This window comes from Paenibacillus radicibacter (assembly GCF_024721995.1).
GTDB classification, from domain to species: Bacteria; Bacillota; Bacilli; order Paenibacillales; family NBRC-103111; genus Paenibacillus_AM; species Paenibacillus_AM radicibacter.
The window spans coordinates 84,924-111,043 of record NZ_JANQBC010000009.1; the positions used below are offsets into that span (position 1 = coordinate 84,924).

Below are 26,120 nucleotides of genomic sequence, written 5' to 3' on the forward strand. Positions count from 1 at the left end.
CTTAAAATCAATTGTAAGCCTTTACATTCATTATACTTGCGCACCCATAAGTTTCCAATTAAAAATACTACCAAACAAAAAAGCTGCAACCGAAGTCGCAGCCTATCGCATTACTAGCTTTTCTTATTCCAACTATCCTTTAACGGCACAATTCGATTCATAACTAGATGCTCCGTTGTCGTATATTTATGATCCCTGTAAAAATAACCATGACGCATAAATTGCATCCGATCCTCAGCATCAATTTCTTTCACATGAGGTTCAATCAGTGCCTCCCGAACTACAATTAGGGACTCTGCGTTCAACGAATCTGTCCAATCACCCGCTTCTTTCGGCGCGTTCTCATCCTTCAACAGTTTATCGTATAACCGAACTTCTGCCTTTACCGCGTGATCCGCTGAAACCCAATGAATCGTCCCTTTCACCTTGCGTTCTGTAAACCCTGAACCACTCTTCGTTCGTGGGTCATACGTACAATGAAGTTCGATAACTTCACCCGTCACCGGATCTTTAATCACTTCTTCACATTTGATAAAATAAGCACCTTTAAGTCTCACTTCAGCTTGCGGGCTTAAGCGATGAAACCCTTTCACAGGCACTTCCATGAAATCTTCACGTTCAATATATATCGTTCTGGCAAAAGGAACCTCCCGATTTCCCAGCTCCTTATTCTCGCTGTTCTTCTCAATTGTCAGCATCTCCATATGATCCTCTGGATAGTTCGTAATCACAACCTTAAGTGGGTCTAGCACGGCCATCACACTTGTTGTGTGTACCTTTAAATCCTGACGAAGTGCATGATCGAGAAGTGAGATATCCACCGTACTTTGCGTACGAATACTACCAATTTGCTCAATAAAATCTCGAATACTCGAAGGTGTAAACCCTCTTCTTCGCATCCCTTGAAGTGTCGGAAGTCTAGGGTCATCCCATCCATCCACATGTCCACCTTCCACCAATTGCCTCAAGAATCGCTTGCTTGTGACAACTCCTGTCAAGTTCAATCTACCGAACTCCCTTTGGCGCGGTGGATTAACCATATCGAGCTCATTTAGAACCCACTCATACAGAGGACGATGGTCCTTAAATTCATTGGAACACATGGAATACGTTATGCCTTCGATTGCATCTTGAATCGGATGAGCAAAGTCATACATCGGATAGATGCACCATTCTTTGCCCGTTCGATAGTGTTCAGCATGAATGATCCGGTATAGAATGGGATCGCGCAAATTCATATTCGGCGAGCTCATATCTATTTTAGCACGCAATACTTTCGACGAGGATGGATAACCCCCATTTTTCATATTGCAGAATAGATCTAAGTTCTCTTCGATCGTTCGGTCTCGATTAGGACTATTCTTACCCGGTTCGGTAAGTGTCCCGCGATAAGCAGCAACTTCATCTGGCGACAAGTCGCACACATATGCCTTACCTTTCTGAATCAGCTTGATAGCAGCATCATATATTGCATTCGAGTAATCTGAGCCGTAATAGATATGGTTGCCTGGATCATATCCAAGCCACTTGATGTCTTCCTTGATGACATTCACATACTTGATATCTTCTTTCAACGGATTCGTATCGTCAAAGCGCAGATGAAATGTTCCGTCATATTTGGCAGCAATCGAATAATTCGTATGGATCGCATACGCACTGCCAATATGCAAGTAACCATTCGGCTCAGGTGGGAACCGTGTACACATCTCTCTTCCGAACGAATACGTTTGCCGCTCTTCATCGATTAATTTATACATAAAGTGATCGTGTTTGTTATCTTCAGCCATATTGAACCCTCCTAAGGAATGAATAAAGTGATCTTTTCCCACAAAATAAAAAAACCTCACCTCCAAGACTTGTTGTCTTGGGGACGAAGTTATCGTGGTGCCACCCCGGGTTCATTAATATGTCGCCATATTAACCTTTTCAAGTACGGCATTGTTATGATGCACAATTGCTTATACTCTAGCTCTATAACGGGAGCTCCCGTCATGTCATCTACCGCTAACGGTTCCGACATACTGCTCAGAGGCTTGTTTCAGGGACTCGCGCTTTGCTCCTTTTCAGCTGCCGGAGCTCTCTGGGTAAGTGCGTATTCCCTTACTCTTCTCATCATCGCGTTTCAAATGTTGATAACATCATAACAAGGTCTACGTGGTCTGTAAATAGTGAACGATTGGGACTGCGTTAGACAACTTATCGTTATGATTCTCCAATATTCTTCTCTATACTCGCTCATTCATAACTTATCGGGTAAATTACAATAAAACTTAGCTAAAACTTAGATAACCTAAGCATTTACATAGCAAATGAACAATGCTGCCACTTGTATACGCTACCATTCGACAATTACACGGTTAATCGGGATTCAATCATTTTAATCCCGTTTTACTTTAATTGGCGTTCCAAGTAATATTTCATATCATAACAGTGAAATGGAGAGTGCCACCAATGGCATTAGCACTTAAACAGACCTACAAGCAGCATCAAATACAAGTTGATCATTTGTTGAATCATCCGATTGATTCCATTACGATCTACCAACTTGACACTAACAACTCAAGTGGATTATTCATTATCTCGAGTCATAATTGCTCAGGTGTGCACAGATTCGATATTCCATATCCGCATGAGAAACACTTTGATCTCGTACAGTGGGCTTCGGTCTATATGCGTATGAAGCACATGTCTGTCGGTCAAGCTCTCCAATGTACGTCACTCATTAACGAATCTTGGGGCTCATTACGAGCACGTGTCGCAGAAGCAGCCCTAAGCCAGCTAGCCGATCAATTAACACATGGCAGCCCATCCATTTATCGTGCAGATCTTATGCTTGACCGGACATTTCTTATCGATAAATCAGTGGCTTACTTCTCTTGCTAGTCCCTAAGTTTACATAAGAAAACCCGCTATAAGCGCGGGCTACGATCGGTTCTTTAGACAGGCATCGGCGTCTTTGTAGGGTTTCCGTAGCCTTTCTCGTACTTCTTATCGATATAATCTCTAATTTCTTTAAGCGACTTGCCTTGTTGTTTCAGCTGTACAGATTCAACAGCAATTTGCATACATACGCCGCAGCGAGTGCCATGATCATCCCATACGACTGAACCATCGCTATTAACTTCCTTAATGAAACAGTTCAGATTACTTTGGTGACCTACGCTCTCACCACAACCACAATAGCAAGGCATCCACTTGATAATGTCTGTTGCCATCCCTGCTACTTGGTATACCATGCGAATTTCTTCCTTTTGCTTATCTAGAAATTTAGGAAGCTGACTTGCTGAGGCTGTCTTTTCTTGAATATCTCCTTGCACATGCTCTTGGTGTACTTCTTCTTTCTTGGTGCTACACGCGGATAAGAAGAGCATACCTGCAAGTAACAATAGCGTTAATCGAGTTTTCAATGGATCCACCTCATGATATAAGATATTTCTACTATATCATCAAAGATATACTCGTATATAAGCTATGACAATTGTTCAATAAATCGTTGGAATTACAATACATCCCTACCCTATAATTGTTGACCTAATCTTCTCTAGCTTCCTCAAGAACGCTCTTCACTTTTTTTCAAGTTAAAGTAAAATAATACTCCATCCTCCGTATTACGAACTCCATAGCTCAGTCCATGCAATTCTAGAATCCGCTTCGAAATAGCAAGACCTAAACCCGTCCCACCGCTAGAGCGGCGACGTGAAGCTTCCCCACGATAGAATCGATCCCAGATTTTATCCAATTGATCTTCAGGAATGTGCGTGCCCGTGTTTTCAATGTTAATTCCAATTGTATTTGTCTGATCCACCATCGAGAGTCGGATTGACTCTCCGTCTGGAGAATAACGAATCGCATTGCTTATGAAATTGACAAGAACTTGTTCAATACGAAGTGGATTCGCTACAACTTCTGTATGGTGCAAGCTTAAGTTTAGCCACAACCGTTTTTTCGTCATCTCTGGTGCGAACTTATCACAAATGACTTCAATCATCTCATCAATGGCAAACACTTCGACCTCCATCTTGTAAGTACCAGACTCATACTTAGAGAGCTCAAGCATATCTACAATTAGGTGGTCCATCTTCTTCACTTCATTTTCCATCGCTTCAAAATAATAATCTCTCTTCTCCCCGGCTACATCGTCTTTGAGCACCCATAGGCAGCTTCGGATTACGCTCAGCGGTGTCTTTAGTTCATGGGATACACCTGAGATAAATTCTTTGCGCGTCACTTCTAATTGCTTCTCTTTCTGGATGTCCTGCTGGAGTTTCTGAATATGTGAATGCAGCGTATCAGAGAGTTCATTGATGTTATGTGAAAGATCTCCGATCTCGTCTTTGGAATTAATCCGAATCTGCTTAGAGAAATCAAGCTCAGCAATCTTCTTCGTCGTATCATTAATAAGCAAGAGTGGCCTTGCAATGCGCTTTGAATAATAGAAAGACACGAGAACAATGAGCACGAGAACAAACACAACCAAATATACATAATAGTCCTGAATCATCTGAATCGCTTCGTCCACAGGTTGCAGGGATGCCATTGCATATATATATTCCATCTCTCCTGCTTGACTCTGAATCGGCATCATAAACTGCTTATACTGAATGTCATTCTCCTCATAAGTCGAATTTTGCGCCGATTGTTCATATACATCTTTTATCTGCTGCATGATTAAATCTGCCTGAAATGCTTTAATTCGCTCAAGGAACAAGTGATTGGTATACATAAAACGTGTTGATGCATCTTTAGAAGGAACGTTTATCTTAACTATTTTCCCATAAAATGCATTTGTCGGAATCAGTTCTTCAGGATTTGGATTTAGCTTTTCTTTAGGCGATACAACCTTTGGGTAGGCTTGATTTGGGTAGGCTTCATAATGTTCTCTTATTTTCTTCCCTAACTGATTATTCTCCCATACCGTTCCATAATCGTATGCTAATATGCGGTAGGGTACGATTTCATCCCCGATTTGAATAATATCCACAGCAACTGTATTTCCGATTTGAAGTCCACTCTTCTCCGATTGCAAGTCATCCATCTGTACATAATCATTGTTCATAAAACTATAGAGCGGGATCGTAATTTTCTTATTATTGAGCGACTGTACTTCACTTTTATTGATTTGAACCTCAATTGACAGATCATCGGTATCCTTCAAATTGCCTAAGTGATCCAGCACAGTCACAAGTGTATTATGTTCCTGATAGAACGACTGCTCCAATTGTTCAGTCGCCGCGTTACTACCTTTCTCAGCCTGATATTGTTCGGCAAAAGCCTGTAGACTCGCTTGCACTTTATCCACTTTCTGATGGACGTAATACTGCTTGAAGAATACCGTCTGCCCTACGAAGATCGTCACTAGAATAAGTACGCACAGTGCCGTTGTTAGCGTAAACAACTTAAATACAATGCCTCGTCTCATCGTAGTTCCTCGAATTTATACCCTGATCGGACAACCGTCACAATGCATTTCGACTGATCCCCTAATTTATTGCGTAAATTACGAATGTGACTGTTTATCGTTCGGTCATCGCCGACAAAGTCATATCCCCATATTTTCATAATTAACTGCTCTCGTGTGAGAATGATTCCACTATGATTCATTAAATACGTTAATATCTCATATTCGGTATGCGTTAGATTACAAGGATTACCATCCACAGTAACAGTGCGGGAAGGTAGATTCACATGAATACCACTGCTCGATAGCGAATCGTGATCATGAACCTGTGCTTTCCATTGCCTGCTCTCAAGTAGTCGCTTCGCTCTTGCTAGTAATATTGGTGGTACATAAGGCTTGGTCACATAATCATCGGCACCCAGCTCAAATCCGAGGAGTGTATCGTCCTCATCCACTCTCGCGGTCAGCATAATAATAGGCACTTGCGACACTTTACGAATGCGCCTGCATACCGACCATCCGTCTAATTCGGGCAACATGATATCCAAGATGATCAGATCCACTTCGTTTTCTTGAAAAATTGTCATGGCATCTTGGCCATTATCTGCTTCAAGCACAGTATACCCTTCTTTTAGGAAGTAATCTTTCATCACTTCTCGAAGTATTTGTTCATCTTCTACGATTAGAATGGTGTGTGTCATTAGAAGTCTCCCTAATATGATCCAATCAGGACTATTATTGCTATTTAGATTGTTGTTCATGTAATACATGGTTGATTCAGGTTACAAGCGATCATCTTTTTGGAAGTTTAACGAGAAATGCTCGGATTCCTTGTAGACAGCGAACTTGTATCCTTTTTTCTTATAAAATTCGATGATTTGAGGTAAGGCCTGCAACGTTTGCGGTTGTTCGTGCATCAGTACGACCTCAACGTCCCGCTTTGTCTGTGCTTTGATCGTCTCTATGATTTTATCTGGTTTACCACGAAGGTTCCAGTCATTCGAATCAATCGTCCAATCCCATACTTTAATGCCTGATTGTGCGAGTTGATCGCGAACTTGCTGCGGTTTAAGCCCTGGAGCAGAGCCGTATGGTGGACGTACAAGCTTCGGGCGCTCTCCCGTAATGCTCTGAATCAGCTGAATGGTTTCCTTCATCTCCGGAACAAACATGCCTTCATTATACAGTTTTTTCGAGTTATGCGTCATACTGTGTGCGCCAACATAATGCCCTTCGTCTATCGCACGTTTCACATTGGGTTGATAACCAACAGTAGATAAATTATTCCCCGTCATGAAGAACGTCGCTTTTACACCGTGTTGCTTCAACACATCTAGGAATTTACTTGTGTACTTCGTCGGCCCATCATCAAATGTGAGATATACGACCTTCCCTTCTGGTTTAAAATCAGGTTTCTTCTGCTGTTCGGTTTCCTTATTCACCTGATCATTGGTACTTGAGCTAATGCTTGGGCTAGTACTTGGACTGACTTCGTGTGCGCTCACATCCGCTTTCCCCGAAACGTAAAGCTTAAGCGACAATGCCGCAATTGCTATAACTACTATTAGTCCAATTTTGTAAAACAAACCTCTTCTTCTACTGAATCTAGTTGTTTTCATTCTTCTCTTCCCTCTCTCTAGATGCTTCTCATGAAGACTTCATGTAAGTAATAGATTAAGAGGGACATGTGAAGATTAAATGCAGTTCAGATAGAGATTAACTAGAGATTGAATCGCCATGATTCTATGAATCTATTTAGTTAGCCGTGTCACAGTCAGACTTCTTGCAATATACAAGAGTAGAATAATAGAAGGAGGAGTCAATTAATGGCTAAGAAGAAAGCACGAAAGAAGCAAACTCTGCAGAGCGTGAATCGCATTCGACATCGGATGGAAGGTGTAACATCCACTAATAGTGGTCATCAGCACCTGTTCAGTAACATTAGTGACCAAGTTATACTTGCGCCGGGAACACATTTTCACACTTTTCACGGCATCACGACGACAGAGAATGGAGTTCGTCACGTGTATAACGGAATGACTGGGCCATCCATTAATGGGACAGGACTACATCGTGGAGGACCGAATCATTTTCACAACTTCCAATTCACGACGAATGTAGCTGGTGGGCACCGACATACGGTGAGCGGGACCACTACGAAGAATCGAATCATACGCAACAGCACACCAAATTCACCTTAGAAAATCATTGACAGGCAATATCTGTAAATCTATAATAGGAACAATTTATGTCCTGCCTTCTGCACTTAGAAAGCAGGATTTAATTTTACTAGAAAGAGGTAGATATATAGGATGAATGTGACAAGTGAAGAGATTGATTGTTTCATCTGCCGCAAACATCGCGGTGGGATTCAAATTCCTGGTGGAACGCTTTATGAGGATGCGTACCTGCGTGTTGGTCATATATATTCGGATACCGGTGCTGTTTACCTTGGTTATTTGATCATTGATCTTAAACGTCATGCTCAGAGTCTTGCTGATCTAACAGACGAAGAATCAAGTTCGTTAGGACGTCTACTTACACGAGTAAGTAGAGCACTTAAGGATGAACTCGGCGCGGAACACATCTACTCCTATGTCCTCGGTGACCATGTTCCACACTTCCATATGCATGTCGTTCCAAGGTATCCGAACACACCTGTGGAATATTGGGGTTTTAGAGTTGTAAGCTCACCAGATGCACCTACAGGTGGTGCGGCTGAGATTGATTCTATTTGCGAGAAAATAAGAGATTATTTGCAGAGGAAGTGAGTCCATTGGGGCTTCAGCAGCTTTATTATTTCAAAAGAGTTGCGGAACTAGAGAGTATGTCTCTTACCGCGGATGCCTTGCACATTGACCAACCTACTCTAAGTAAGATGATTACGAGGTTGGAAGAGAATCTCGGTGTTCCTTTATTCGAACGCGTTGGCAGACGTATTCGGCTTAATCCATACGGCAAGCGATACTTGGTCCAAGTCGACAAAGCATTAGAAGCACTAGAGTACGGGCGTAAAGAGGTACAAGATCTCGCCAAAATCGATCGACAACGTGTGAAAGTTGCTATGCCCCTGCATAATGATTTTGCCAATGAGATCGCCGAATATATGCAAATGAACCCTGACGCGAAACTGCAAGTTGTACAAGCATCTGAATTAGAGCAAGTGAAACAGTTGCGAAGTGGTGGGCTGGATTTGTGTATCACATCGACACGAATTGATGAACCAGACGTCGAAGCTGTATCCTTTTTCAAAGAGCAAATCTTGTTGGCAGTTCCATCTACACATCGGTTCGCTGCACGCAGTCATATTCAATTGAAAGAAGCTGCTTTCGAGCCATTCATTGGTCTTCATAAAAGTAATCCATTGCGAGAAATGACGGATATGTTCTGTAAACAAGCAGGATTCGCGCCTTATATTATTCATGAAGTAGATGAACATAAAGCTATTGAGCAGTGGGTACAGACAGGTGTTGGAATTGCGTTCGTGCCTGAATCGCATGTTGAGCAATTTAGTTCGAAGCTTACCGTGATCACAATTGAACAACCCATCTGTATACGTAACTACCAGCTCGCGTGGCGTAAGGATCGTTATATGTCTCAGGATGCGAAACATTTGCAACAATATATCCTCAGTGGATTCAGCAGCAAGTTTTACATAACAGCACGATGACTTCCTCACGACTTAATACATCTTCCGTCTTAGCAATCATGTCTTTAAGACGTACGTTGTCATCATTTACTTCATCCTCTCCAATTAGAATGACATATCGAATCCCTTTGGCAGATGCAGTAGCGAGGGAATTTTTCAATTTACGTCTACTTGTGTCCGTCCGAGTTCGTATACCATTGCTGCGCAGTTCAGCTGCGACTTGCAGCACACTTGGAGTCGTCTCACCAATCGGAATGACGAGAACGGACGGCTCATTAAGCTTGAACGGACGATTGCTGATCATCTCCATAATCGACTCCATCCCGAACGAAATACCGACAGTGGGATATGCCATATCCTCTCGTCCCACTAGTTGACCAATAATTGCATCATAGCGCCCACCCGCTCCAATACTGGATTTGTAACCATTTGTTGCATCGAACACCTCATAGACCGTCCCCGTATAGAAAGATAGCCCGCGTGACAAGAACGGGTCGAACTTGCAAATCTGACCCAAACCTAATTTACTTAATAATTCCTGTAAGGCTAAAACTTCAAGTGCTCCTGTGGTTTGAGGAATAGCATATGTGTTAACGATGCTTTCAAATGTTGGATTGCCCATGGTAATCAGTTCCATGACTCGCCTTGATACTTGCGTATCTAAACCTTTACTGAAGTAATTCCTTCTGTACCTCAGAACGGGAAAGCTTTGCAATTTTATCCAACGTTAACATCACTGTGAGCGTCTGATCTGACGTAACTCCCATGGACTCCAACACCTCAGTTAGAAACTTTCGGTTGTTCCACTTGATTGTAACCATGATGTCTAATCGCTTGAACACTTCTGCCGCAAGCAGCATGAGCTCCGCTTCTGCCTCTAGACCCTCAATACCGACCACATCGACATCACACTGCATGAACTCACGAAGACGACCACGCTTTACAGGGCCATCACGGAACACCTTGCCCATCTCATATCTACGAAATGGAAACTCAATGCCAGGATTCTGCGCAATGACTTTGGCGAATGGTATTGTTAGATCGTACCGCAGACCCAAACTACGATTGCCTTGATCTGTGAGTTGGTACATCTCCTTCAGAATCTCCTCCCCACCCGCATATTTGGATGCCAGTAGATCGAGTTCACTTAGAATCGTTGAACTCATCTCGTCATAATCGTATACCTCGAACACTTCTTGGAGTGTTGCTTGTACTTTCTTGCGAATCGCTTGATCCTTGCCGTAATAATCGTAAGTCCCTTTAACATTCTGCATCTTAATCCATCCTCTCTTTTTGTGGAAAATAAAAAAACGCGCAAGACCTCTTAGGTCCTGCGCGTTCGTATGCCGCAGGGAGGCCAACGCGAAATGCGTTAGCCCACCCTGTAAATTACAGATGTGCTAACGCCGTTTGTGATGATGAAGTTGATTAAACATGATTGTATTCATGGGTTGATCTCCTTCAAGTAAAAGAATATTGATATTTTAACGCAATGCAGATAGTTTTGCAAGTGTCTGCCAACTAGGAGTTTTTACGAAAGATCCTTTTCATACTGATACAAATTCATACCCGTGTATTTCACATAGAATCCATTCTTGATCCGAGGTAGTTGCTTCTTATCGATACCAAGTGAGAAGGAGCTTTCACTTGCTCCAATCTGTTTGACCTCTATTTCTTGATGATTGGAATCAAATATTGCAAATTGTTCTCGCTCAAAATTAACGGAGTTCTTACCATCTGGATAAAAAATAGTATTGCTTAAAAAATTACCTTCCTCATGATCCAAAATACGTGAAATGTGAAAACCAACCTGCAATTCATCCCCAAACTCTTCTAGCCATATCTCATTCAAATAAATTTGTGTTTTATTCTCATCATATAGCTTCAATTGGTGTTTCTTCCGCTCGTATGTATCAAATGTTATCCAATCCGGCTTAATGAAAAACTCCAATGGAACTGCTTTTTCCATTAGTTCAATCGAGTAACCATTTTGCGAAAACACTTGTTCTTCAAATGTGAATGGATTCAACTTTAGACTCACCTCGAATTGATATGGAATACTTTAACGCATGCGACGACTAATATTGAGATGATTATAATAACGATGTAAACAGGTTTTACAGACTTCATTGCATAACCATTTTCCTCTCATTATCATAGCGTCCTATTATAAGGATGACTTTATATGGAACAAAATGTAAGTGAAACTTTTTACAAAAATAGCATGAAAAAGAAAGGAAAATCGCTGTACTCACTTTCCAAAAACTTCTATATTTAGTAATGTGATATACAGATTACAATGAGGAGGAGTACAGTTGTCGAAAACATACTATTGCACAGTCGAGGCTACTTTAGATGTGATGGGAGGAAAGTGGAAGCCACTCATCCTCTACCATTTGGCTGACCGCTCCCTGCGGTACAATCAGCTGAGAAGGTGTATTCCGAACATCACTCAGCGCATGTTAACACTCCATCTCAAGGAATTGGAACAAGATGGCCTCATCGTTCGTACTCAATCTTCAGATATTCCTCCTAAAGTCGATTATGCCTTGTCGCTATATGGACAAAGCTTGCGTCCAATATTAGCTGTCATGTGCAGATGGGGTGGAAATCACATCGAGAAAAACGAACTCCATTTGTCTGCGGCAGCTGTATCAGATTTTTAATAAGAAGAAGCGAAAAGAAGGGCTATCTCAATTGAGACAGCCCTTTCTTATTACTTCGATTCTGATGGTGTTCTCACCGTTAGGTAGTACAAGGGAACAATAATGTAAATGGCTATGGTCAGGTAGACATGCACAAAAGATAAACCCATACCAATCAGGTAGCAAATAAGCGGAACAAACCTGCCTTTCCATGAGTTACGAATGACGTGAAGTGGTGTTTGTGAATCAATTAACCTGTGATTGCGAGAGGCATGCCACCAAATCAAGTTAAATGTAATTCCAGTCATTAGAAGGGCGAAACCATATACCATGACGGCTGTCTGAGTGTGTGGGTATTCGCCTAACAAAGCGGCAGGGAACGGTATGAATGATATGGACATTAAGAATAGCAAGTTGAATATAAGCAGTTGACGATCCGCACGGCGAATTTGGTGAAATGTAAAATGATGTGCGATCCAGTAAACACCAATCACAAGAAAGCTGAGTACATAACTTAGTAACTTTGGTCCAAGCGTAAAGAGTTTGGTAAAAAGATCACTGCTAGAAACATGTTCAGGTAAGGACGGTACTTTGATCTCAAGAATGAGTAAAGTGATGACGATGGCAAATACACCATCACTAAACGCCTCGATTCTCTGTGGAGTCAGCATTCCTTTGCTACTTGCTTCTGGTTTTACTTCTGACTGTGAGATAGGAAGTCACCTGCCAATGCCAGTTCTGCGGCAACTGCGTCGCTACTTAGCGAAATCATGAATTGAAGCGATGCATTCGGTAAATAGCGATCCATCCGAGTTACTAATTCTTGTTTCGCCTCTTCGGATAACTGCGAATTACCTTGCGCAAGTTCTTTGACATTCGCGCAATAAGTTAGCAAGTAGTCTCTTTGTTTAGCCAACAACTCATGACCACCTGCTGGCCCGTGTCCAGCGTAAATTTCAGATACATTATCCAAGTACTGCTCAGCGTTGTCGATGTTGAGTAACCAAGCTCTAATGCTTCCATCAGCCAAATAACAATGTGTACCACTAAAGACCAAGTCTCCAACAAATGCTGCTTTACTATTCTCCGAAGTCATGACCCAGACAGAATTTGCATCGCAATCTCCACCTGGCCCAATATCATGTACCTGAAAGTGAATACCGTCTAGTTCTACTTCTTCTAGATTCTGAACAAATCTATTCGGGAATGTCCATTGTCTGATCCATTCATCCTGGAAAATCGGCGCCCACTGTGCATGCTTAGCTTCTTCAGTAGCCCTCATAACACGATCGATGGATGGCAGCGCTATGACAGGAATTGAAGAATCAGATTGAACTAGCTCTGTAATGCCTGCAGTGTGATCGGGATGGGCATGTGTAACCAGCACGGCAAGCAATGGCTTGTGTAAGGCATCAATTTTCGCCCGCAATGCTCTGGCTTCGCTCCTAATTAATGTGCCGTCAACAGCAATGACACCATTTTCCGTCTCAACCAGATATGCATTCGCAAGAATACCTGCCTCTGTCGATGCATGTGTATGAATAACTGTTTTACTCATAAAATTACCTCCTCATAATTCGATCATATTTTTGGCCAAATAAAACATCCTTAACCGATCTTGATGCTAGAAAATCGTGAGGAAATCCTAACTCTATTCGGCTTGCTTCATGAAGTCTTGCAAGTTGATCTTCATTTAACTGATAGTGAAGACTGGCTATATTGTCGCTAAACTGTGTTACTTTCCGAGAGCCGATGATCGGTATGATAGAAGAAGATTGAGCACGTACCCAGCTTAGCGCTACCTGAGCAGGAGTACATTCTAACTCGCTTGCGACTTGCTTTAACTCCTCTACAATGAGGCGATTCTTATCGTTAAACCTTCCGCTGGACGGAGAAAGTCGTCCTCCTTCTGATCCAGCTTGTTCTTTCTCTTCAAAGTTGTATTTGCCTGTGAGAACCCCACCACCAAGCGGAGACCAAGCTGTTACGGACATACCGAATGATTCTGCCATCGGCAACAAATCTCGTTCTGGAGCACGTTCAATCAAGCTGTACTCCACTTGTAACCCGATGAAAGCTGACCAACCACGTAGGGCTGCAAGTGTATTTGCTTGAGACACAATCCAAACTGGCGTATCGGAAATGCCTATGTAAAGCACCTTTCCTGCGCTAACCATATCGTCCAAAGCTCGGATGACTTCCTCAACCGGTGTAGTGAAATCCCATGCATGAAGCCAGTAGATATCTACATAGTCCGTATTCAATCTCTTCAAGCTTGCTTCAAGCGACTGTATCATGTTCTTGCGATGATTACCTCCAGCGTTCGGATCATCACTTCGCATCGTTAGACTATACTTCGTTGCCAGCACATATTGCTGCCTTGCTGAAGCTATGAGTTCACCAACAATAGATTCACTTGTACCTTGTGTGTAAAAGTTGGCTGTATCGATAAAGTTGCCTCCAGCTTCCACGTATGTCTCGAAAATTTTCTTGCACTCTTCCTTCGATGCACCCCAGCCCCAATCTTCGCCAAAGGTCATCGTACCCAGACAAACTTCCGATACACGAAGTCCACTTTTTCCAAATAATCGATACTTCAATTTTGCCACTCCTTATTTGAATTTTTTCCCAGTATACGCCTGAGATTAAAATCCAACAAGAAGGCACAATTTTGTTCGTAAACTCAATTGGAACAAAAAAAACGTAAGACCATAGCGGTCCTACGCGTTCAACATCTCACAGCTATCCAGCTTCGTTAATCAGCAAAATACATGGGTACAAAAGTATCTGGATCATTCATATCCGCCTTCCATATTACTCCTCCTAAGTAAGGCGTTGTATAGAAATAAATAATGTTCGCATTTGGATCAACCAAGGTTAAATATGGACCCTCAAACATTTCATAGCGTCCAATATTTCCAACATAGTATGCGTCATCTATAGCTTTATCGATTTGTACAAATGTCGGGTCATCCAGACTTTTTCCTACTAAGCTGCCTCTATGCGCAGTGTCTAGATTGATTTTCAAACAGTTAAGTCCTTGCTTCATCTGAGATTTAAGCCATACCAGTATTTCTTCGGTAGAGTTGCTCTTGTTCATTTTGGCAGGATCATCAATCCAAACAATAGGGTTAGGTGCTAAACCCTTAGCAACGTCTTTATCGGCGATAGCATGAAGATATTGTTTTCCAGCTGGAAGATACCCTACGGCTTTGTTAAGGCAAATACTAATAAAACGTAATGGGACATAGGTACGTCCATTATCTTGAATAGGTTCTGCATCCATTGTTATAGTTTTACCGTTTACACTTGCTACTGTAATCCCTATTTGCATGACGATTTCATTATTTTCGTCCTTGATCCTAATCGTTTGTGTCGATTCATCCCATTGGACACTCGCACCGTATGCCTCCGCAACAGTGCGGATAGGTACAAGCGATCGATTACTAGTTATAATCACTTTCGTGTCCGTAAACTCACCATTTATCATCAACAAGACTTCATCTGGAGCGGTTTCTTTCTCCCCCTTCTGGAACGAATATATTTTGTTATCAGTAAGACCGTTGCTATCAGTCTTTGGCCTGACCTGATATGTGGGATCAGGATAGCTTATGGAGTTAATGTCAACTTTGGCATCTGTTGTCTGGACATATGTAACCATCGAAATCATAGTTAAACTAAATAGCATCAAGCCTACTCGACTTAATAAAATTCTTCTCATAACATTCCTCCGTTTTTTTGGAACGTGATACAATGATGATATCATCTCTTTGGAAGGAAGTGGTATTACATGCATCTGTTTAGGAATGGGTTACATACTCTTTCCTTCATCACCTTTGTAATCTGCGCTTCCCTATTGACAAGCTGCTCTATAAATCATAGACTCTCTGAGAAGTTGAATTACTGTTGAAAATTAACTAAGATCATAAAGAAAATATTGCTTAAAGCAATTGAGATAATTATCGTCACAATAACATGTTTCCAACTAATCTTAGATTGGCTAGACTCCTGTATTATTTTTATTTGTTGTTCAAGTTCAGCAACTTTCTTTTTTAAATCGTCATTGTTATCTTCATTAATCATATAAATATCCTCCTTGAAAAAGTCCCACATCCAATAAAAGAAAAGTTGTAGTTACCCTATGCTTGAGCTAGAGTCCATTAACAAATTGACTCACCATGCCAAAGACTAGAATGCATAAGTATAACAATCCAATAAATGTAATAATGACTACCATAAACTTATATCTTGTTCTTATTGGATTTGATTTATCTTGTATATCTACTTTTGCTTGTTCAACAGCTTCTGAAGAACTACGTCTGGAACAGACAAAACCTATCATAGCTAATACCAATCCCATTAACCCAAAAGCTTGACTACTCACCCCATCTGTTATACGTAAAATAATTCCGACCACTGCTACGATTAGAATTAAGAGGAGTAGAATACGTCTATTCCATTTCATATAAAGCCTCCTTCTTTTGAAATCAGAATTACATTATTTTGAAATTCAACACACTCGGCTCCTAATCCTTTGAGTAATCAATTTCTCTCCACATATGTTCAACTCCCCCACTCTGTTATACAATGCTTGAAGGGATCAATCGTTTGAACCTAGAAAGGCGGGAACAATTTTGTCACAGATAACTGATGATTCTTATACTTCACAAAGCCATCCTGCATGGGTGCAACGCTACTTAGATTCACCACATAAGCTAAAGCAGCTATATCGCAGAACACTTGCGGTTGTAGTGCTTTCTCAAATATTCGGGGGAGCTGGACTTGCGGCAGGGGTTACGATCGGGGCTTTGCTTGCGAAAGATATGCTGGGATCAGACCAATTCGCAGGAATTCCAGTTGCACTCATGACATTTGGATCTGCTATTTCTTCACTGTTGGTGGGTAGGATTTCACAAAAATTAGGTAGGCGCTACGGACTTTCGCTTGGGTTTATCGCTGGAGGTATTGGTGCGATTGGGGTAATATTTGCAGCAATCTTAAGCAATGTCTACCTACTGTTCGCAGCTCTACTCCTCTATGGGGCAGGTACGTCGACGAATTTACAAGCACGTTATGCTGGAACAGACTTAGCAAGTCCAACACAGCGTGCGACTGCAGTTAGTATTGCACTTGTTTCAACGACATTCGGTGCGGTAGCTGGGCCGAACTTGGTTCAGGTAATGGGAAATCTTGCTGACTCCATCGGCATTCCAACACTTGCAGGACCTTTCATTCTATCTGCTGCTGCGTTTATTGGTGCAGGTATCGTATTATTCATCCTATTACGTCCAGATCCATTAATTGTGTCCAAAGCTATTGCAGCTGCTAATAAGAACAAGTCACAAGCAGACTCTACACAAACTTCTTCTCTAACGTCTGATTCCAATAAGCGCGGGATTATTGTTGGTGCAACCATTATGATCTTAACGCAGATTGTGATGGTATCGATTATGTCGATGACTCCCGTTCATATGGGCCATCATGGGCATGGACTAGGTGATGTAGGTCTGGTAATTGGATTCCATGTCGGTGCCATGTATCTCCCTTCTCTTATAACAGGAATATTAGTCGATAAAATTGGTCGAACTGCGATGGCAATTGCAGCAGGGGTAACACTTCTGGCCGCTGGTATTCTATCCGCACTTGCTCCAGTAGATTCATTACCACTCTTAATCGTTGCTTTATCTCTACTTGGCTTAGGTTGGAACTTCGGATTAATTAGTGGAACAACATTAATCGTTGATGCAACAACTCCTGCAACGCGTGCGAAAACACAAGGAACGGTGGATGTATTCATCGCTCTATCTGGTGCATCTTCAGGTCTCCTATCTGGTGTTGTATTTGCTTACACAAGCTATCCAACCCTATCCTTAATCGGTGGGTTCTTGTCACTTCTGCTTGTTCCCGTCGTTGTCTGGTCCATTATGAAGAGAAAAGCGCAGCAACGAAATGATGTAAGTATGTAGTGAAATAACAAATGCCGATCTCCTTCACCAAGGATGAATCGGCATTTATTGAATTCATATTCTTTTCGGAGGACATTACATGAAAGATTACCAACTTATTAGTGATTATAAACATATTGATGCATATAAAGAAAGCTTTAATGACTTAGCCAAACTCGTATTTGATCTAGATTTTAAAGAGTGGTATGAACAAGGATATTGGAATGACAATTACATCTGCTATTCCTACATAGATGATGATCGGATTGTCGCGAATGTATCGGTTAATAAGTTAGTTGTCGTTGTAGGTGGTGTTGAATACCAAGCCCTGCAGATCGGAACCGTCATGACCCATCCCGACTATCGTCATCAAGGTCTGGCAGCTATGTTAATGGATCATGTGATTCATCAATATGAACAAGACTACGATCTGATTTATCTATTCGCCAATCGCTGCGCGATACAATTCTATCCTAAGTTTGGCTTTGAACCCATTCAGGAAAGTCGTTTTCTTCTAGATTCTTCTCATTTGAAAAAGAAACCAACTACACCATCAGCATTACAGAAGCTAAGTCTCAATAATCCTGCTGATCTTGAACTCATGAAACAATTTGCTGCTGAGCGTATTGCTGTATCATCCACCTTAGGAGTAAAGAATCAAGAACATCTAACCATGTTTTACTTGATCTTGGCTTTTAGTGATGCGATCTATTACATCCAAGATGAAGATGTTATTGTATTGTTCGAGCAAGAGGATAAAGAGCTACATGTCTTAGATATCATTAGTAAAAGAAAAGTCGCAATCGATACGATTCTTCCATACATCATCACAGATGACATAGAAACTGTTCACTTCTCTTTTACACCTGATATGAATATCGAGGGCATTCAGACTGAATTAATCACAGATAGTGATGATTTGCTATTCGTTCGCCCTGTCCTAAACAATTTCCCCACTCATTTCTTATTCCCAATAACCTCACATGCCTGAAACTCAAGAGTAGAACGTGGTTGAATCATCCTCTGCTTTAACCACGTTTCTCCATATATTCCAATCCCCATTCTCGCATCAGCATAATGATCGGCTTCAAAGACTGTCCAAATTCAGTCAAAGAGTATTCCACTTTTGGCGGTACTTGCTGATACACTTCTCGATGGACGACGCCATCCTCTTCCAATTCACGCAGTTGCAGTGTCAACATACGTTGAGTAATCGCCGGACAAATCCTTCTAAAATCGCTGAACCGCTTCTTTTCTTCTAACATGTGATACAACAGTATCCCTTTCCACTTCCCACCAATAACATCTAACGTATATTCGACAGGACACGCCTGTTTATTACTATTTGGAAAATTTCCAAAGCCACCTTTACGATCACGCATAGTCCCACTCCTTGGTAACATTTTTGTTACTATCCCACATTATTGTGCGTACTTCTCTTTTATAAGTATATAACTTAATATAAATCCATGGACGAATGATCGTCAATAATTCCCAGATAAATAAGGAGTGGATCAACAATGCAAACGACTGTATCCAAGAAAAATGAAATTTTGAGTGCATACCAATACCGCCACGCAACGAAAGAATTTAGCGATCAGAAAGTAAGTGAAGAGAATTTCGAATTTATAATAGAAACCGGTCGATTATCCCCTAGTTCATTTGGATTTGAACCATGGAAGTTTCTTGTGATCCAGAATCCACAAGTAAGGGAGAAAATTCATCCCCATGTCTGGGGCGGACAAAGACAAATCCCTACAGCAAGCCACTTTGTCATCTTACTTTCGAGACAGCCTAAAGATATGCTAGCTCATTCCACATACATTAGTGAGATCATGAATAACGTGCAGCAATTACCACCGGAGGTCGCAGAAGGCAAACAAAAGATGTATGATAATTTCTTAAAAGTAGAATTTAATCTGGAGGGCAACGAACGTGCTATGTTCGAGTGGGCAAGTCGCCAAACATATATCGCTCTTGGTAACATGATGACTGCCGCTGCGCAAATTGGAATCGATTCCTGCCCAATTGAAGGTTTTATGAAGGAGAACGTTGAGGAAATCTTAGCTACTGAAGGAATTTTAGATCGTGAACACTTTGGTATCTCAGCTATGGTGGCCTTTGGTTATCGGTTACATGAGCCTCGCGAGAAAACAAGAAGGTCTACATCTGATGTGATTCAGTGGGTGTAAGCTTAACTCTATGAACATACAAAAGAGCCGCTCATAAGCGACTCTTTTTTTAATTACACTCTCATAAAATATCCAATAATGAAGATGATCCATAAATGTACAGGGTAGAATAGATAAAACAGATTTTTCGTAAATGGTGTATTAAGTCCACGAGCCCCGTTATATAACAGCATAAATGGCAAGGCCATAAACATCATCCATTGAACATTCATAAGGAATAAATTATCATATTCGAATTCTGTAAAACTATTTGTGAGAATAAAGAGCTCAAATGCACAAATGACTAGATAACCAATCGCCATCTTCCATTTTGAATTACGTAAGAAGTAAAAGTTTAATGTCATTAGAACCCCAAGCATACTTGCTTCTGTGAAGAAAGCAGCACCTGCTACGAGTATTGCGAGAATAATAAACAGAGCATTATCCTTTCCTACTTTACTCTTAGCTAAGTCAATGCAATGAAGCATAAGTATCCCTAGTGCTAGTGATAAGAACATGTGATTCATGATGACATAACCTTCTATCCGGAAAATTAAATTCAAGATGAGGTTACCTATTATCATAATAAATGCACAAGCAAATAGTCGTTTCATATACTTGGTACGACTTCGTGTATGGAAGAATCCTTCAACGATTAAATAGAAGAAGATAGGCGCGACTATTCTCCCAACCCAATGAAACCAATTTGGCGTATCTGGAATGAATGTTGCAACATGATCTAACACCATTAAGACGAGCGCAATAATTTTTAATTGAAAAGCATTTAATCCAAAACTATTATTCATGATGACTGCTCCTTTATGTATAATTCCGAGGATTATCATAGCATGGATAAGGGAAATAATGGCTTACAAGTTTGTAAGATTAGTGCTTACATAACTGTCACTTTGTTATTTGAGGCAATGGGTATCGATAACATAAAAAAAGAGCCGCTCATGAGCAACTCTTCGACTATCCGATTAATATCCAAGCTCTTTGAGAATCGCAGACAATGCGCGCAATCTCTCACCGATCAATTCCCCATCATCGCTAAGTGCTTGATTGAACAACTTAATATCTTCATTAATTTTCTCGTTAGCTGTGCATACCTCGACCGTCATTGCATCCCCTTGTAGACCAATACGATCAATCTGTGGATTCGTAGGATCATACAAGTTCTCAAAGCGATAAGCTTCGCGGAAGTGTTCCATCGTGCGACAGATCAGAATGGACAAATCTAATACGCGATGCAGTGGCAACTCCTCAGACTGTCGTGACCACTTCTCACCTGTATAACGCCATACTTTAGCCGAGATATCAACTTTACCGCGATCATTCCATTGTGCCAAACCTAAGGACAATCCTTGTGCATCTGTGTTACCTGCTAGGCGTCCGTCCACTTGCGAATAATTTTCCGTTACGACAACAGGTTTATGCTTTAATGTTGTTGGTATTCTCATGTAAATCCCTCTTCCTATTCTTCATTTCATTATTATTCATTCACTAATTTAGTCATTTAGTTGTTTATTGTACCCTCGATCACCGTAAGGCTGCAACTTCTCCAGCCAAGGCTTCTTCATCTTCTTACGCTCCCATTTCATATCTGTGATATCATCGGCTTCTTTTTGCTCCAACACTTCAAAAGTAAAGGCTTCTTCACCAAGCTCTTTCCAATCCTTTTGCAACTCTAGATTCATGAATGTTCCCATTTGAAGTTGAGCTTGCATACTTGACCATTTATTTTTCAAATTTGGAAAACTCTCAATAAAGATCTTGCCGCTGACTTTGTTCGTTATTTGAATGACACCCATATAAGTCTTGATCTGCTTGTATTCCTCAACCATTTCTTTGCGTTTATTCTTATCCAATTGCAACACCTCTACCCGTTTACTTATTTAGTAATTTACTAAATGACTAAACTTAGTATATGCTTCATTTTGATACCAGTCAACCTACTAATATCATGATAAATTTGCCAGAAAGTTGGAGTTATGTATAAAAGCAATATATAATGTATAAATAAACAGTCATCATGAGGAGGTACTTGATTGGAATTTACAGTGGATAGTACGATATTACTTTTCTCAACATTATTAATTGTTGGTGTAATTACTACGAAATTTTCCTCTAGGTTAGGCGTCCCATCCCTCGTCTTCTTTATCCTGGTTGGTATGGTTCTCAGCAAGTTTTTGTATTACGATAATGCATATTTAACACAATTATTCGGTATTCTTGCCTTGATTGTGATTCTATTCGAAGGTGGTCTTCAGACCAAATGGACGGATATGAAGCGAGTTCTCGTACCGTCTACGACCTTAGCCACCGTCGGGGTCTTGCTCACAACTGTCATCATTGGTGCTCTGGCAAAATACATACTTGGATTAACTTGGCTTGAAGGTATGTTATTCGGTGCAATTGTTGGTTCGACGGATGCTGCAGCTATATTCGCGGTACTCGGTAATAAGAACATTCGACCGAAGCTTACGGTTACATTAGAAGCGGAATCCGGTACGAACGATCCCATGGCGATCTTCTTAACGGTTGCCTTTATTGAACTCATTCAGAATCCAGCTGCTAGCTTCACAACATTAACACTTGGATTCGTGTGGCAGATGGGATTGGGTCTTGTAATGGGTATAGTCGCAGGAAAAGCCTCCACTTGGATCATTAATAAGATTAATCTTGATTCGTCAGGGCTTTACCCGGTTCTATCGATGGCACTCGCTGTGCTAACGTATAGCGGAACTGCAATGCTACATGGTAGTGGCTTGCTTGCTGTCTATGTAATGGCGGTGCTTATCGGAAATTCTGATCTCACCTACCGTCATTCGATCTTCCGATTTAATGAAGGTTTTGCATGGATGATGCAAATCCTGATGTTTATCTTGCTGGGCCTACTCGCATTCCCGCATCAACTGTTTTCAGTCATGTGGCAAGGTTTAGGATTGTCTGTGTTACTCATGTTCGTAGCTCGTCCAATTGGTGTGTTTATCAGTATGATGTTCTCCAAATTCACGAAGAAGGAAGTCACATTCATTGCATGGGCAGGACTCCGCGGAGCCGTTCCAATTGTACTTGCGACTTATCCGCTTCTTGCTGGGCTTGAGAACAGTCAGCTTATCTTTAACGTTGTATTCTTCGTTGTTCTTACCTCGGCTCTTGTTCAGGGCTCTACCATTTCTCTGCTTGCTGAAAAGCTTGGCTTATCTGGTGATAAGAAAACAACAGTTCCACACACATTAGAACTCGTCTCTATCGGTAAGACTAATTCAGAAATCCTTGAGATTGATATTGAACCGAATTCAATGGTCGATGGAAAAGAAGTTATGTCGATCAACTTACCAGAAGAAGCATTAATCACAGCGATTGTTCGGGACGAAAAAATCATTACACCTAAAGGTCAAACCGTAATGGAATCTGGCGACATTGTATACATTCTCATTCCGAAGTGTATGCGAGAGCAGATTAAACAGCTTTTTATAACGAATGAAGAAATACTAACTGAAGAAGAAATCGGAAGTGACTCAAAAAAGAATTGTAAGACAGAGAAGGAATAGGGTACTCCCCTGTCGTATATTAAGGTAGTAGGATCATGTAATTCTATTTTTGTGGAATAAGAAGGAGTCTTGGACATGCAACATTATGAAGATTACTGCTTGAGTAAAGCAGGCGCTGAATTAACATACCCATTTGGTGATAATGTAAGAGTATTTAAAGTCGGAAATAAGATGTTCGCACTCCTGCCTTCTGAAGAACCCGCTCCTACTATTAGTCTCAAATGTGACCCGATGCGTGCAGCGTCACTTCGTGAACAGTACAAAGAAGTGAAGCCCGGCTATCACTTGAATAAGAATCATTGGAACACCATTACTTTAACAGGTACTCTTTCGGAGCAAGAAATTCATGTCCTGATTGATCATTCTTATGATCTTGTCTACAAAGGACTAACCAAGGTGGAAAAAGCGGCGATTGCAGAGGACGCTGTCTCTTAGTATTTTCAAATTAAAAGAGGAGGTTCACATGTACCTCATAACGAAATTGCTTCTGCAATTTGTTCGATTAAATAATCGCTTTATTATTTTCTTCGCCCTCCTTTTCATCGTTCTCTGTTCCCTGCTTGCCTTTCAGCTAGAGCCCGAGACATTCAAGACACGCTTCAATAGTTTCTGGTGGGTCATGACAACTGTGACGACTGTCGGATATGGGGACTTCTATCCCCATACCGTTGCAGGTAAATGGCTAGGTATCTTCGTTTACCTGTTCGGAATTGGTCTAATTTCACTCACCATTAGCAAGATTATCGATGCGATGTTTATCTATCATAAGAAAAAGGAGGAAGGGAAATTGCAATACATGGGCGAGCAGCATTTTGTCATTATTGAGTGGAGCAAGCATGCTGAGAATGCAATTCAAGAAATATTAGAGAGTGATCCGAAAGTGGAAGTTGTCTTGATTGATTCATTAGAGAAAACCCCATTCAATGATATTCGGGTTCATTACATACAAGGAAATCCTGTACACCTGGACACGTTGGAAAAAGCGAATATGGCGAAGGCTCGCGCGGTGTTTATTTTTGCCGATGAAGTCACCCGCTACCAGAATACAATACGAGATCCCGCCTTTATCGATGGTAAAACACTTCTGATCGCTACGACCATTGAAAAGAATTACAGTAACGTCTACTCCATTGTTGAAATTCGAGATCGTGAGAATCTAGAAAACTTCCGTCACATTCAGGTCAATGAATTTATTCTAAGTAGTGAAATGGTGTCGCAGCTGGCAGTACGCTCTGCATTCAATCCGGGTAGTACGAAACTTCTGTCTCAACTATTAACTCGCACTTATGGTGATGATCTCTATGAAATTCCGAGTAATCCAAATTGGAATACATTCCATGATGCGTTTACAGACTTACTTAATCAAGGCGCAACCCTTATATCAGATGGTACGAATCTCAATATCAATCGCAGACTGACCGAGCAAATTCCAGCAGATGCAAGATTGTTCGTGATCTGTGATCGTGAGACATATGAGAATTTACTCCTTATCGCTAAAAAATAATAAACCAACACCAAACGTCCCTGCCATATAGTTGTCAGGGACGTTTGTTTATTATAGAGATATAGAACAATAATGAAAATTGTAGGAGGTAATAACAATGAGTAATCAACAAACTTTACGAGGATTTGCAACGATTAGTTACTGGGCAGATGATGTCGAAGCGGCAACAACTTGGTACACGGAATTATTAGGAATTGCACCCTACTTCGAGCGTTCAGGTCCCGATGGAAAGCTTGTTTACACGGAGTTTCGAATTGGTGATTACCAGCATGAGCTTGGAATCATAAATCGCCAGTTCGCACCACCAAGTACAACCGATCAACCTGGCGGTGTAATCATGTACTGGCATGTGGATGACATTGAAGAGACTCTTCAGAAATTAACCGAGATGGGAGCTAAAGAATACGATCCACTTACACCTCGTGGGGACACTGGATTCGTTACAGCTTCAGTTGTTGATCCATTCGGTAACGTGCTTGGGGTTATGTATAACCCTCATTATCTGGAGATTTTGAAGTCATTGAAAGAATAGCTGCTAAGTCTTACCCTTCCCAGATAAATTTACTATGTGAGCTTAAAGCTGGTTCGAATCCAAGTTAGTGATTTAGATAGTGCTAAATACTCTTCCTTTAACTCTGAGTTTGCGGGATCATATTGCACATCGCTAGGCGTACTAAATACATAAATTTGATCCCCTTTCTCCCCCACCTTAAATTGGTGACTGCCTGTCATCCCATTCTCAACATCCGCATTCCATGACTCCTTCGACCGCGTCGATATTGTAAACAGCAATCCGCCGAATCCAGCTTTATTCGCTTTGTTGAAGAAATGAACGCTAGAAGCTGACGGAAGTGATTCCTGAGTCTGTTCCACAACCTCATACTTCCCCTCAAAGTAACTCGGTAAGATCAATCTAAACTTCAAAGCTTCACTCTGATATAACTTACTCGAAGCAGGATCAAGGATTGTCCCCTCTTGGCCATTCTTCACATAAATCTTCTGCTTATCCGCATCGTAGTCAACGGTGGAACCTAGATGCTCAGCCACAAAACGAATCGGTACATAAGTATGTTGATCGACATTCAGTACTTTGTAATCTTGATCTAACACCACTTGTTCTCCATTAATCTCGAATTGAACCGGAAATAAATAAGCTTTAATCGAATCTGAGGCAACCGCCACTGTCGAGAATGAAACTGCGATCCCACAAACCATGCCTACAATGAACTTTTTCAACTAGCGCACCTCATT

General features: G+C 41.2%; 31 protein-coding genes and 1 other annotated feature. Of the genes, 12 read left to right on the forward strand and 19 right to left on the reverse strand.

Features of this window, described 5'->3' with window-relative positions:
* Positions 1–113: 113 nt before the first annotated feature.
* Positions 114–1,787, reverse strand: a complete 1,674-nt coding sequence (locus NV379_RS16715; RefSeq protein WP_258208472.1) for a glutamine--tRNA ligase/YqeY domain fusion protein — start codon at positions 1,785–1,787, stop codon at positions 114–116.
* A gap of 76 nt (positions 1,788–1,863) precedes the next feature.
* Positions 1,864–2,125: a binding site (T-box leader), on the reverse strand.
* 326 nt (positions 2,126–2,451) lie between these two features.
* Here NV379_RS16715 and NV379_RS16720 point away from each other — a divergent pair.
* Positions 2,452–2,883, forward strand: coding sequence for a hypothetical protein (locus tag NV379_RS16720; protein WP_258208473.1), 432 nt, complete (start codon positions 2,452–2,454; stop codon positions 2,881–2,883).
* A 53-nt stretch (positions 2,884–2,936) separates the two neighbouring features.
* Here the strand turns inward: NV379_RS16720 and NV379_RS16725 are convergent, their stop codons facing one another.
* The 4 genes from NV379_RS16725 to NV379_RS16740 all read right to left on the reverse strand — a co-directional run bounded on the left by NV379_RS16725 (position 2,937) and on the right by NV379_RS16740 (position 7,017).
* Entirely contained in the window at positions 2,937–3,371 is a 435-nt protein-coding gene (locus NV379_RS16725) for a PCYCGC motif-containing (lipo)protein (RefSeq protein WP_373426126.1), read from the reverse strand.
* 179 nt (positions 3,372–3,550) lie between these two features.
* A complete protein-coding gene (locus NV379_RS16730; RefSeq protein ID WP_258208475.1) occupies positions 3,551–5,419 on the reverse strand; it encodes a sensor histidine kinase in 1,869 nt (622 codons plus the stop codon).
* Positions 5,416–6,099, reverse strand: a complete 684-nt coding sequence (locus NV379_RS16735) for a response regulator transcription factor (protein WP_258208476.1) — start codon at positions 6,097–6,099, stop codon at positions 5,416–5,418. The genes NV379_RS16730 and NV379_RS16735 overlap by 4 nt, the downstream gene beginning before the upstream one ends.
* A gap of 81 nt (positions 6,100–6,180) precedes the next feature.
* Positions 6,181–7,017 carry a polysaccharide deacetylase family protein gene (locus tag NV379_RS16740; RefSeq protein ID WP_308860301.1) on the reverse strand — a complete coding sequence of 279 codons (837 nt, stop codon included), beginning with the start codon at positions 7,015–7,017 and terminating at the stop codon, positions 6,181–6,183.
* A gap of 207 nt (positions 7,018–7,224) precedes the next feature.
* Here NV379_RS16740 and NV379_RS16745 point away from each other — a divergent pair, with 207 nt between their 5' ends.
* From NV379_RS16745 to NV379_RS16755, 3 genes are all read left to right on the forward strand, one after another.
* Positions 7,225–7,599: a YmaF family protein gene (locus tag NV379_RS16745; protein WP_258208477.1), complete on the forward strand. Its 375-nt coding sequence runs from the start codon at positions 7,225–7,227 to the stop codon at positions 7,597–7,599.
* Positions 7,600–7,710: 111 nt separating this feature from the next.
* Positions 7,711–8,169 carry an HIT family protein gene (locus NV379_RS16750; protein ID WP_258208478.1) on the forward strand — a complete coding sequence of 153 codons (459 nt, stop codon included), beginning with the start codon at positions 7,711–7,713 and terminating at the stop codon, positions 8,167–8,169.
* Positions 8,170–8,174: 5 nt separating this feature from the next.
* Positions 8,175–9,068 (forward strand): LysR family transcriptional regulator, encoded by an 894-nt coding sequence (locus NV379_RS16755; protein WP_258208479.1) that lies wholly within the window; start codon positions 8,175–8,177, stop codon positions 9,066–9,068.
* Here NV379_RS16755 and NV379_RS16760 read toward each other — a convergent pair.
* The 3 genes from NV379_RS16760 to NV379_RS16770 all read right to left on the reverse strand — a co-directional run bounded on the left by NV379_RS16760 (position 9,037) and on the right by NV379_RS16770 (position 11,076).
* Positions 9,037–9,684, reverse strand: a complete 648-nt coding sequence (locus tag NV379_RS16760) for a His/Gly/Thr/Pro-type tRNA ligase C-terminal domain-containing protein (protein WP_258208480.1) — start codon at positions 9,682–9,684, stop codon at positions 9,037–9,039. The genes NV379_RS16755 and NV379_RS16760 overlap by 32 nt on opposite strands.
* 31 nt (positions 9,685–9,715) lie before the next feature.
* Complete coding sequence (locus NV379_RS16765; protein ID WP_258208481.1) at positions 9,716–10,321, reverse strand: ATP phosphoribosyltransferase regulatory subunit; 606 nt, start codon at positions 10,319–10,321, stop codon at positions 9,716–9,718.
* Between the two features lie 257 nt (positions 10,322–10,578).
* Positions 10,579–11,076, reverse strand: a complete 498-nt coding sequence (locus NV379_RS16770) for a hypothetical protein (RefSeq protein WP_258208482.1) — start codon at positions 11,074–11,076, stop codon at positions 10,579–10,581.
* A gap of 286 nt (positions 11,077–11,362) precedes the next feature.
* On the opposite strand from NV379_RS16770, the gene NV379_RS16775 reads away from it, so the two are divergent.
* Entirely contained in the window at positions 11,363–11,713 is a 351-nt protein-coding gene (locus tag NV379_RS16775) for a winged helix-turn-helix transcriptional regulator (protein WP_258208483.1), read from the forward strand.
* Between the two features lie 50 nt (positions 11,714–11,763).
* Here NV379_RS16775 and NV379_RS16780 read toward each other — a convergent pair whose 3' ends face one another.
* The 6 genes from NV379_RS16780 to NV379_RS16805 all read right to left on the reverse strand — a co-directional run bounded on the left by NV379_RS16780 (position 11,764) and on the right by NV379_RS16805 (position 16,157).
* Entirely contained in the window at positions 11,764–12,363 is a 600-nt protein-coding gene (locus NV379_RS16780; RefSeq protein WP_258208484.1) for a TMEM175 family protein, read from the reverse strand.
* Between the two features lie 23 nt (positions 12,364–12,386).
* Positions 12,387–13,250, reverse strand: coding sequence for an MBL fold metallo-hydrolase (locus tag NV379_RS16785; RefSeq protein WP_258208485.1), 864 nt, complete (start codon positions 13,248–13,250; stop codon positions 12,387–12,389).
* 4 nt (positions 13,251–13,254) lie between these two features.
* Positions 13,255–14,292 (reverse strand): aldo/keto reductase, encoded by a 1,038-nt coding sequence (locus tag NV379_RS16790; protein WP_258208486.1) that lies wholly within the window; start codon positions 14,290–14,292, stop codon positions 13,255–13,257.
* Between the two features lie 155 nt (positions 14,293–14,447).
* Positions 14,448–15,413 (reverse strand): stalk domain-containing protein, encoded by a 966-nt coding sequence (locus tag NV379_RS16795; protein WP_258208487.1) that lies wholly within the window; start codon positions 15,411–15,413, stop codon positions 14,448–14,450.
* Positions 15,414–15,592: 179 nt separating this feature from the next.
* Positions 15,593–15,775, reverse strand: a complete 183-nt coding sequence (locus tag NV379_RS16800; protein WP_258208488.1) for a hypothetical protein — start codon at positions 15,773–15,775, stop codon at positions 15,593–15,595.
* Positions 15,776–15,842: 67 nt separating this feature from the next.
* Positions 15,843–16,157 carry a hypothetical protein gene (locus NV379_RS16805; protein ID WP_258208489.1) on the reverse strand — a complete coding sequence of 105 codons (315 nt, stop codon included), beginning with the start codon at positions 16,155–16,157 and terminating at the stop codon, positions 15,843–15,845.
* 169 nt (positions 16,158–16,326) lie between these two features.
* Here NV379_RS16805 and NV379_RS16810 point away from each other — a divergent pair, with 169 nt between their 5' ends.
* Complete coding sequence (locus NV379_RS16810) at positions 16,327–17,658, forward strand: MFS transporter (RefSeq protein WP_258208490.1); 1,332 nt, start codon at positions 16,327–16,329, stop codon at positions 17,656–17,658.
* A 79-nt stretch (positions 17,659–17,737) separates the two neighbouring features.
* Positions 17,738–18,628 carry a GNAT family N-acetyltransferase gene (locus tag NV379_RS16815; protein WP_258208491.1) on the forward strand — a complete coding sequence of 297 codons (891 nt, stop codon included), beginning with the start codon at positions 17,738–17,740 and terminating at the stop codon, positions 18,626–18,628.
* 37 nt (positions 18,629–18,665) lie between these two features.
* Here the strand turns inward: NV379_RS16815 and NV379_RS16820 are convergent, their stop codons facing one another.
* Positions 18,666–19,019, reverse strand: a complete 354-nt coding sequence (locus NV379_RS16820; protein ID WP_258208492.1) for a winged helix-turn-helix transcriptional regulator — start codon at positions 19,017–19,019, stop codon at positions 18,666–18,668.
* Between the two features lie 138 nt (positions 19,020–19,157).
* On the opposite strand from NV379_RS16820, the gene NV379_RS16825 reads away from it, so the two are divergent.
* Positions 19,158–19,829, forward strand: a complete 672-nt coding sequence (locus NV379_RS16825; protein WP_258208493.1) for an NAD(P)H-dependent oxidoreductase — start codon at positions 19,158–19,160, stop codon at positions 19,827–19,829.
* A 53-nt stretch (positions 19,830–19,882) separates the two neighbouring features.
* On the opposite strand, the gene NV379_RS16830 is transcribed toward NV379_RS16825, so the two are convergent.
* From NV379_RS16830 to NV379_RS16840, 3 genes are all read right to left on the reverse strand, one after another.
* Entirely contained in the window at positions 19,883–20,614 is a 732-nt protein-coding gene (locus NV379_RS16830) for a TraX family protein (RefSeq protein WP_258208494.1), read from the reverse strand.
* 174 nt (positions 20,615–20,788) lie between these two features.
* The gene (locus NV379_RS16835) at positions 20,789–21,268 is read right to left on the reverse strand and encodes a DUF6530 family protein (RefSeq protein ID WP_258208495.1); all 480 of its coding nucleotides are present in this window, start codon (positions 21,266–21,268) and stop codon (positions 20,789–20,791) included.
* 48 nt (positions 21,269–21,316) lie between these two features.
* A complete protein-coding gene (locus NV379_RS16840; protein WP_258208496.1) occupies positions 21,317–21,676 on the reverse strand; it encodes a GIY-YIG nuclease family protein in 360 nt (119 codons plus the stop codon).
* 180 nt (positions 21,677–21,856) lie between these two features.
* Between NV379_RS16840 and NV379_RS16845 the strand changes: the two genes are divergently transcribed.
* The 4 genes from NV379_RS16845 to NV379_RS16860 all read left to right on the forward strand — a co-directional run bounded on the left by NV379_RS16845 (position 21,857) and on the right by NV379_RS16860 (position 25,401).
* Positions 21,857–23,365, forward strand: a complete 1,509-nt coding sequence (locus NV379_RS16845; RefSeq protein ID WP_258208497.1) for a potassium/proton antiporter — start codon at positions 21,857–21,859, stop codon at positions 23,363–23,365.
* 75 nt (positions 23,366–23,440) lie between these two features.
* Positions 23,441–23,800, forward strand: coding sequence for an MmcQ/YjbR family DNA-binding protein (locus NV379_RS16850; RefSeq protein ID WP_258208498.1), 360 nt, complete (start codon positions 23,441–23,443; stop codon positions 23,798–23,800).
* A gap of 28 nt (positions 23,801–23,828) precedes the next feature.
* The gene (locus NV379_RS16855; protein ID WP_258208499.1) at positions 23,829–24,869 is read left to right on the forward strand and encodes a potassium channel family protein; all 1,041 of its coding nucleotides are present in this window, start codon (positions 23,829–23,831) and stop codon (positions 24,867–24,869) included.
* Positions 24,870–24,966: 97 nt separating this feature from the next.
* On the forward strand, positions 24,967–25,401 hold the full coding sequence (locus NV379_RS16860; RefSeq protein ID WP_258208500.1) for a VOC family protein: 435 nt from the start codon (positions 24,967–24,969) through the stop codon (positions 25,399–25,401).
* A gap of 32 nt (positions 25,402–25,433) precedes the next feature.
* Here the strand turns inward: NV379_RS16860 and NV379_RS16865 are convergent, their stop codons facing one another.
* Positions 25,434–26,105 (reverse strand): stalk domain-containing protein, encoded by a 672-nt coding sequence (locus tag NV379_RS16865; protein WP_258208501.1) that lies wholly within the window; start codon positions 26,103–26,105, stop codon positions 25,434–25,436.
* Positions 26,106–26,120 lie beyond the last annotated feature (15 nt).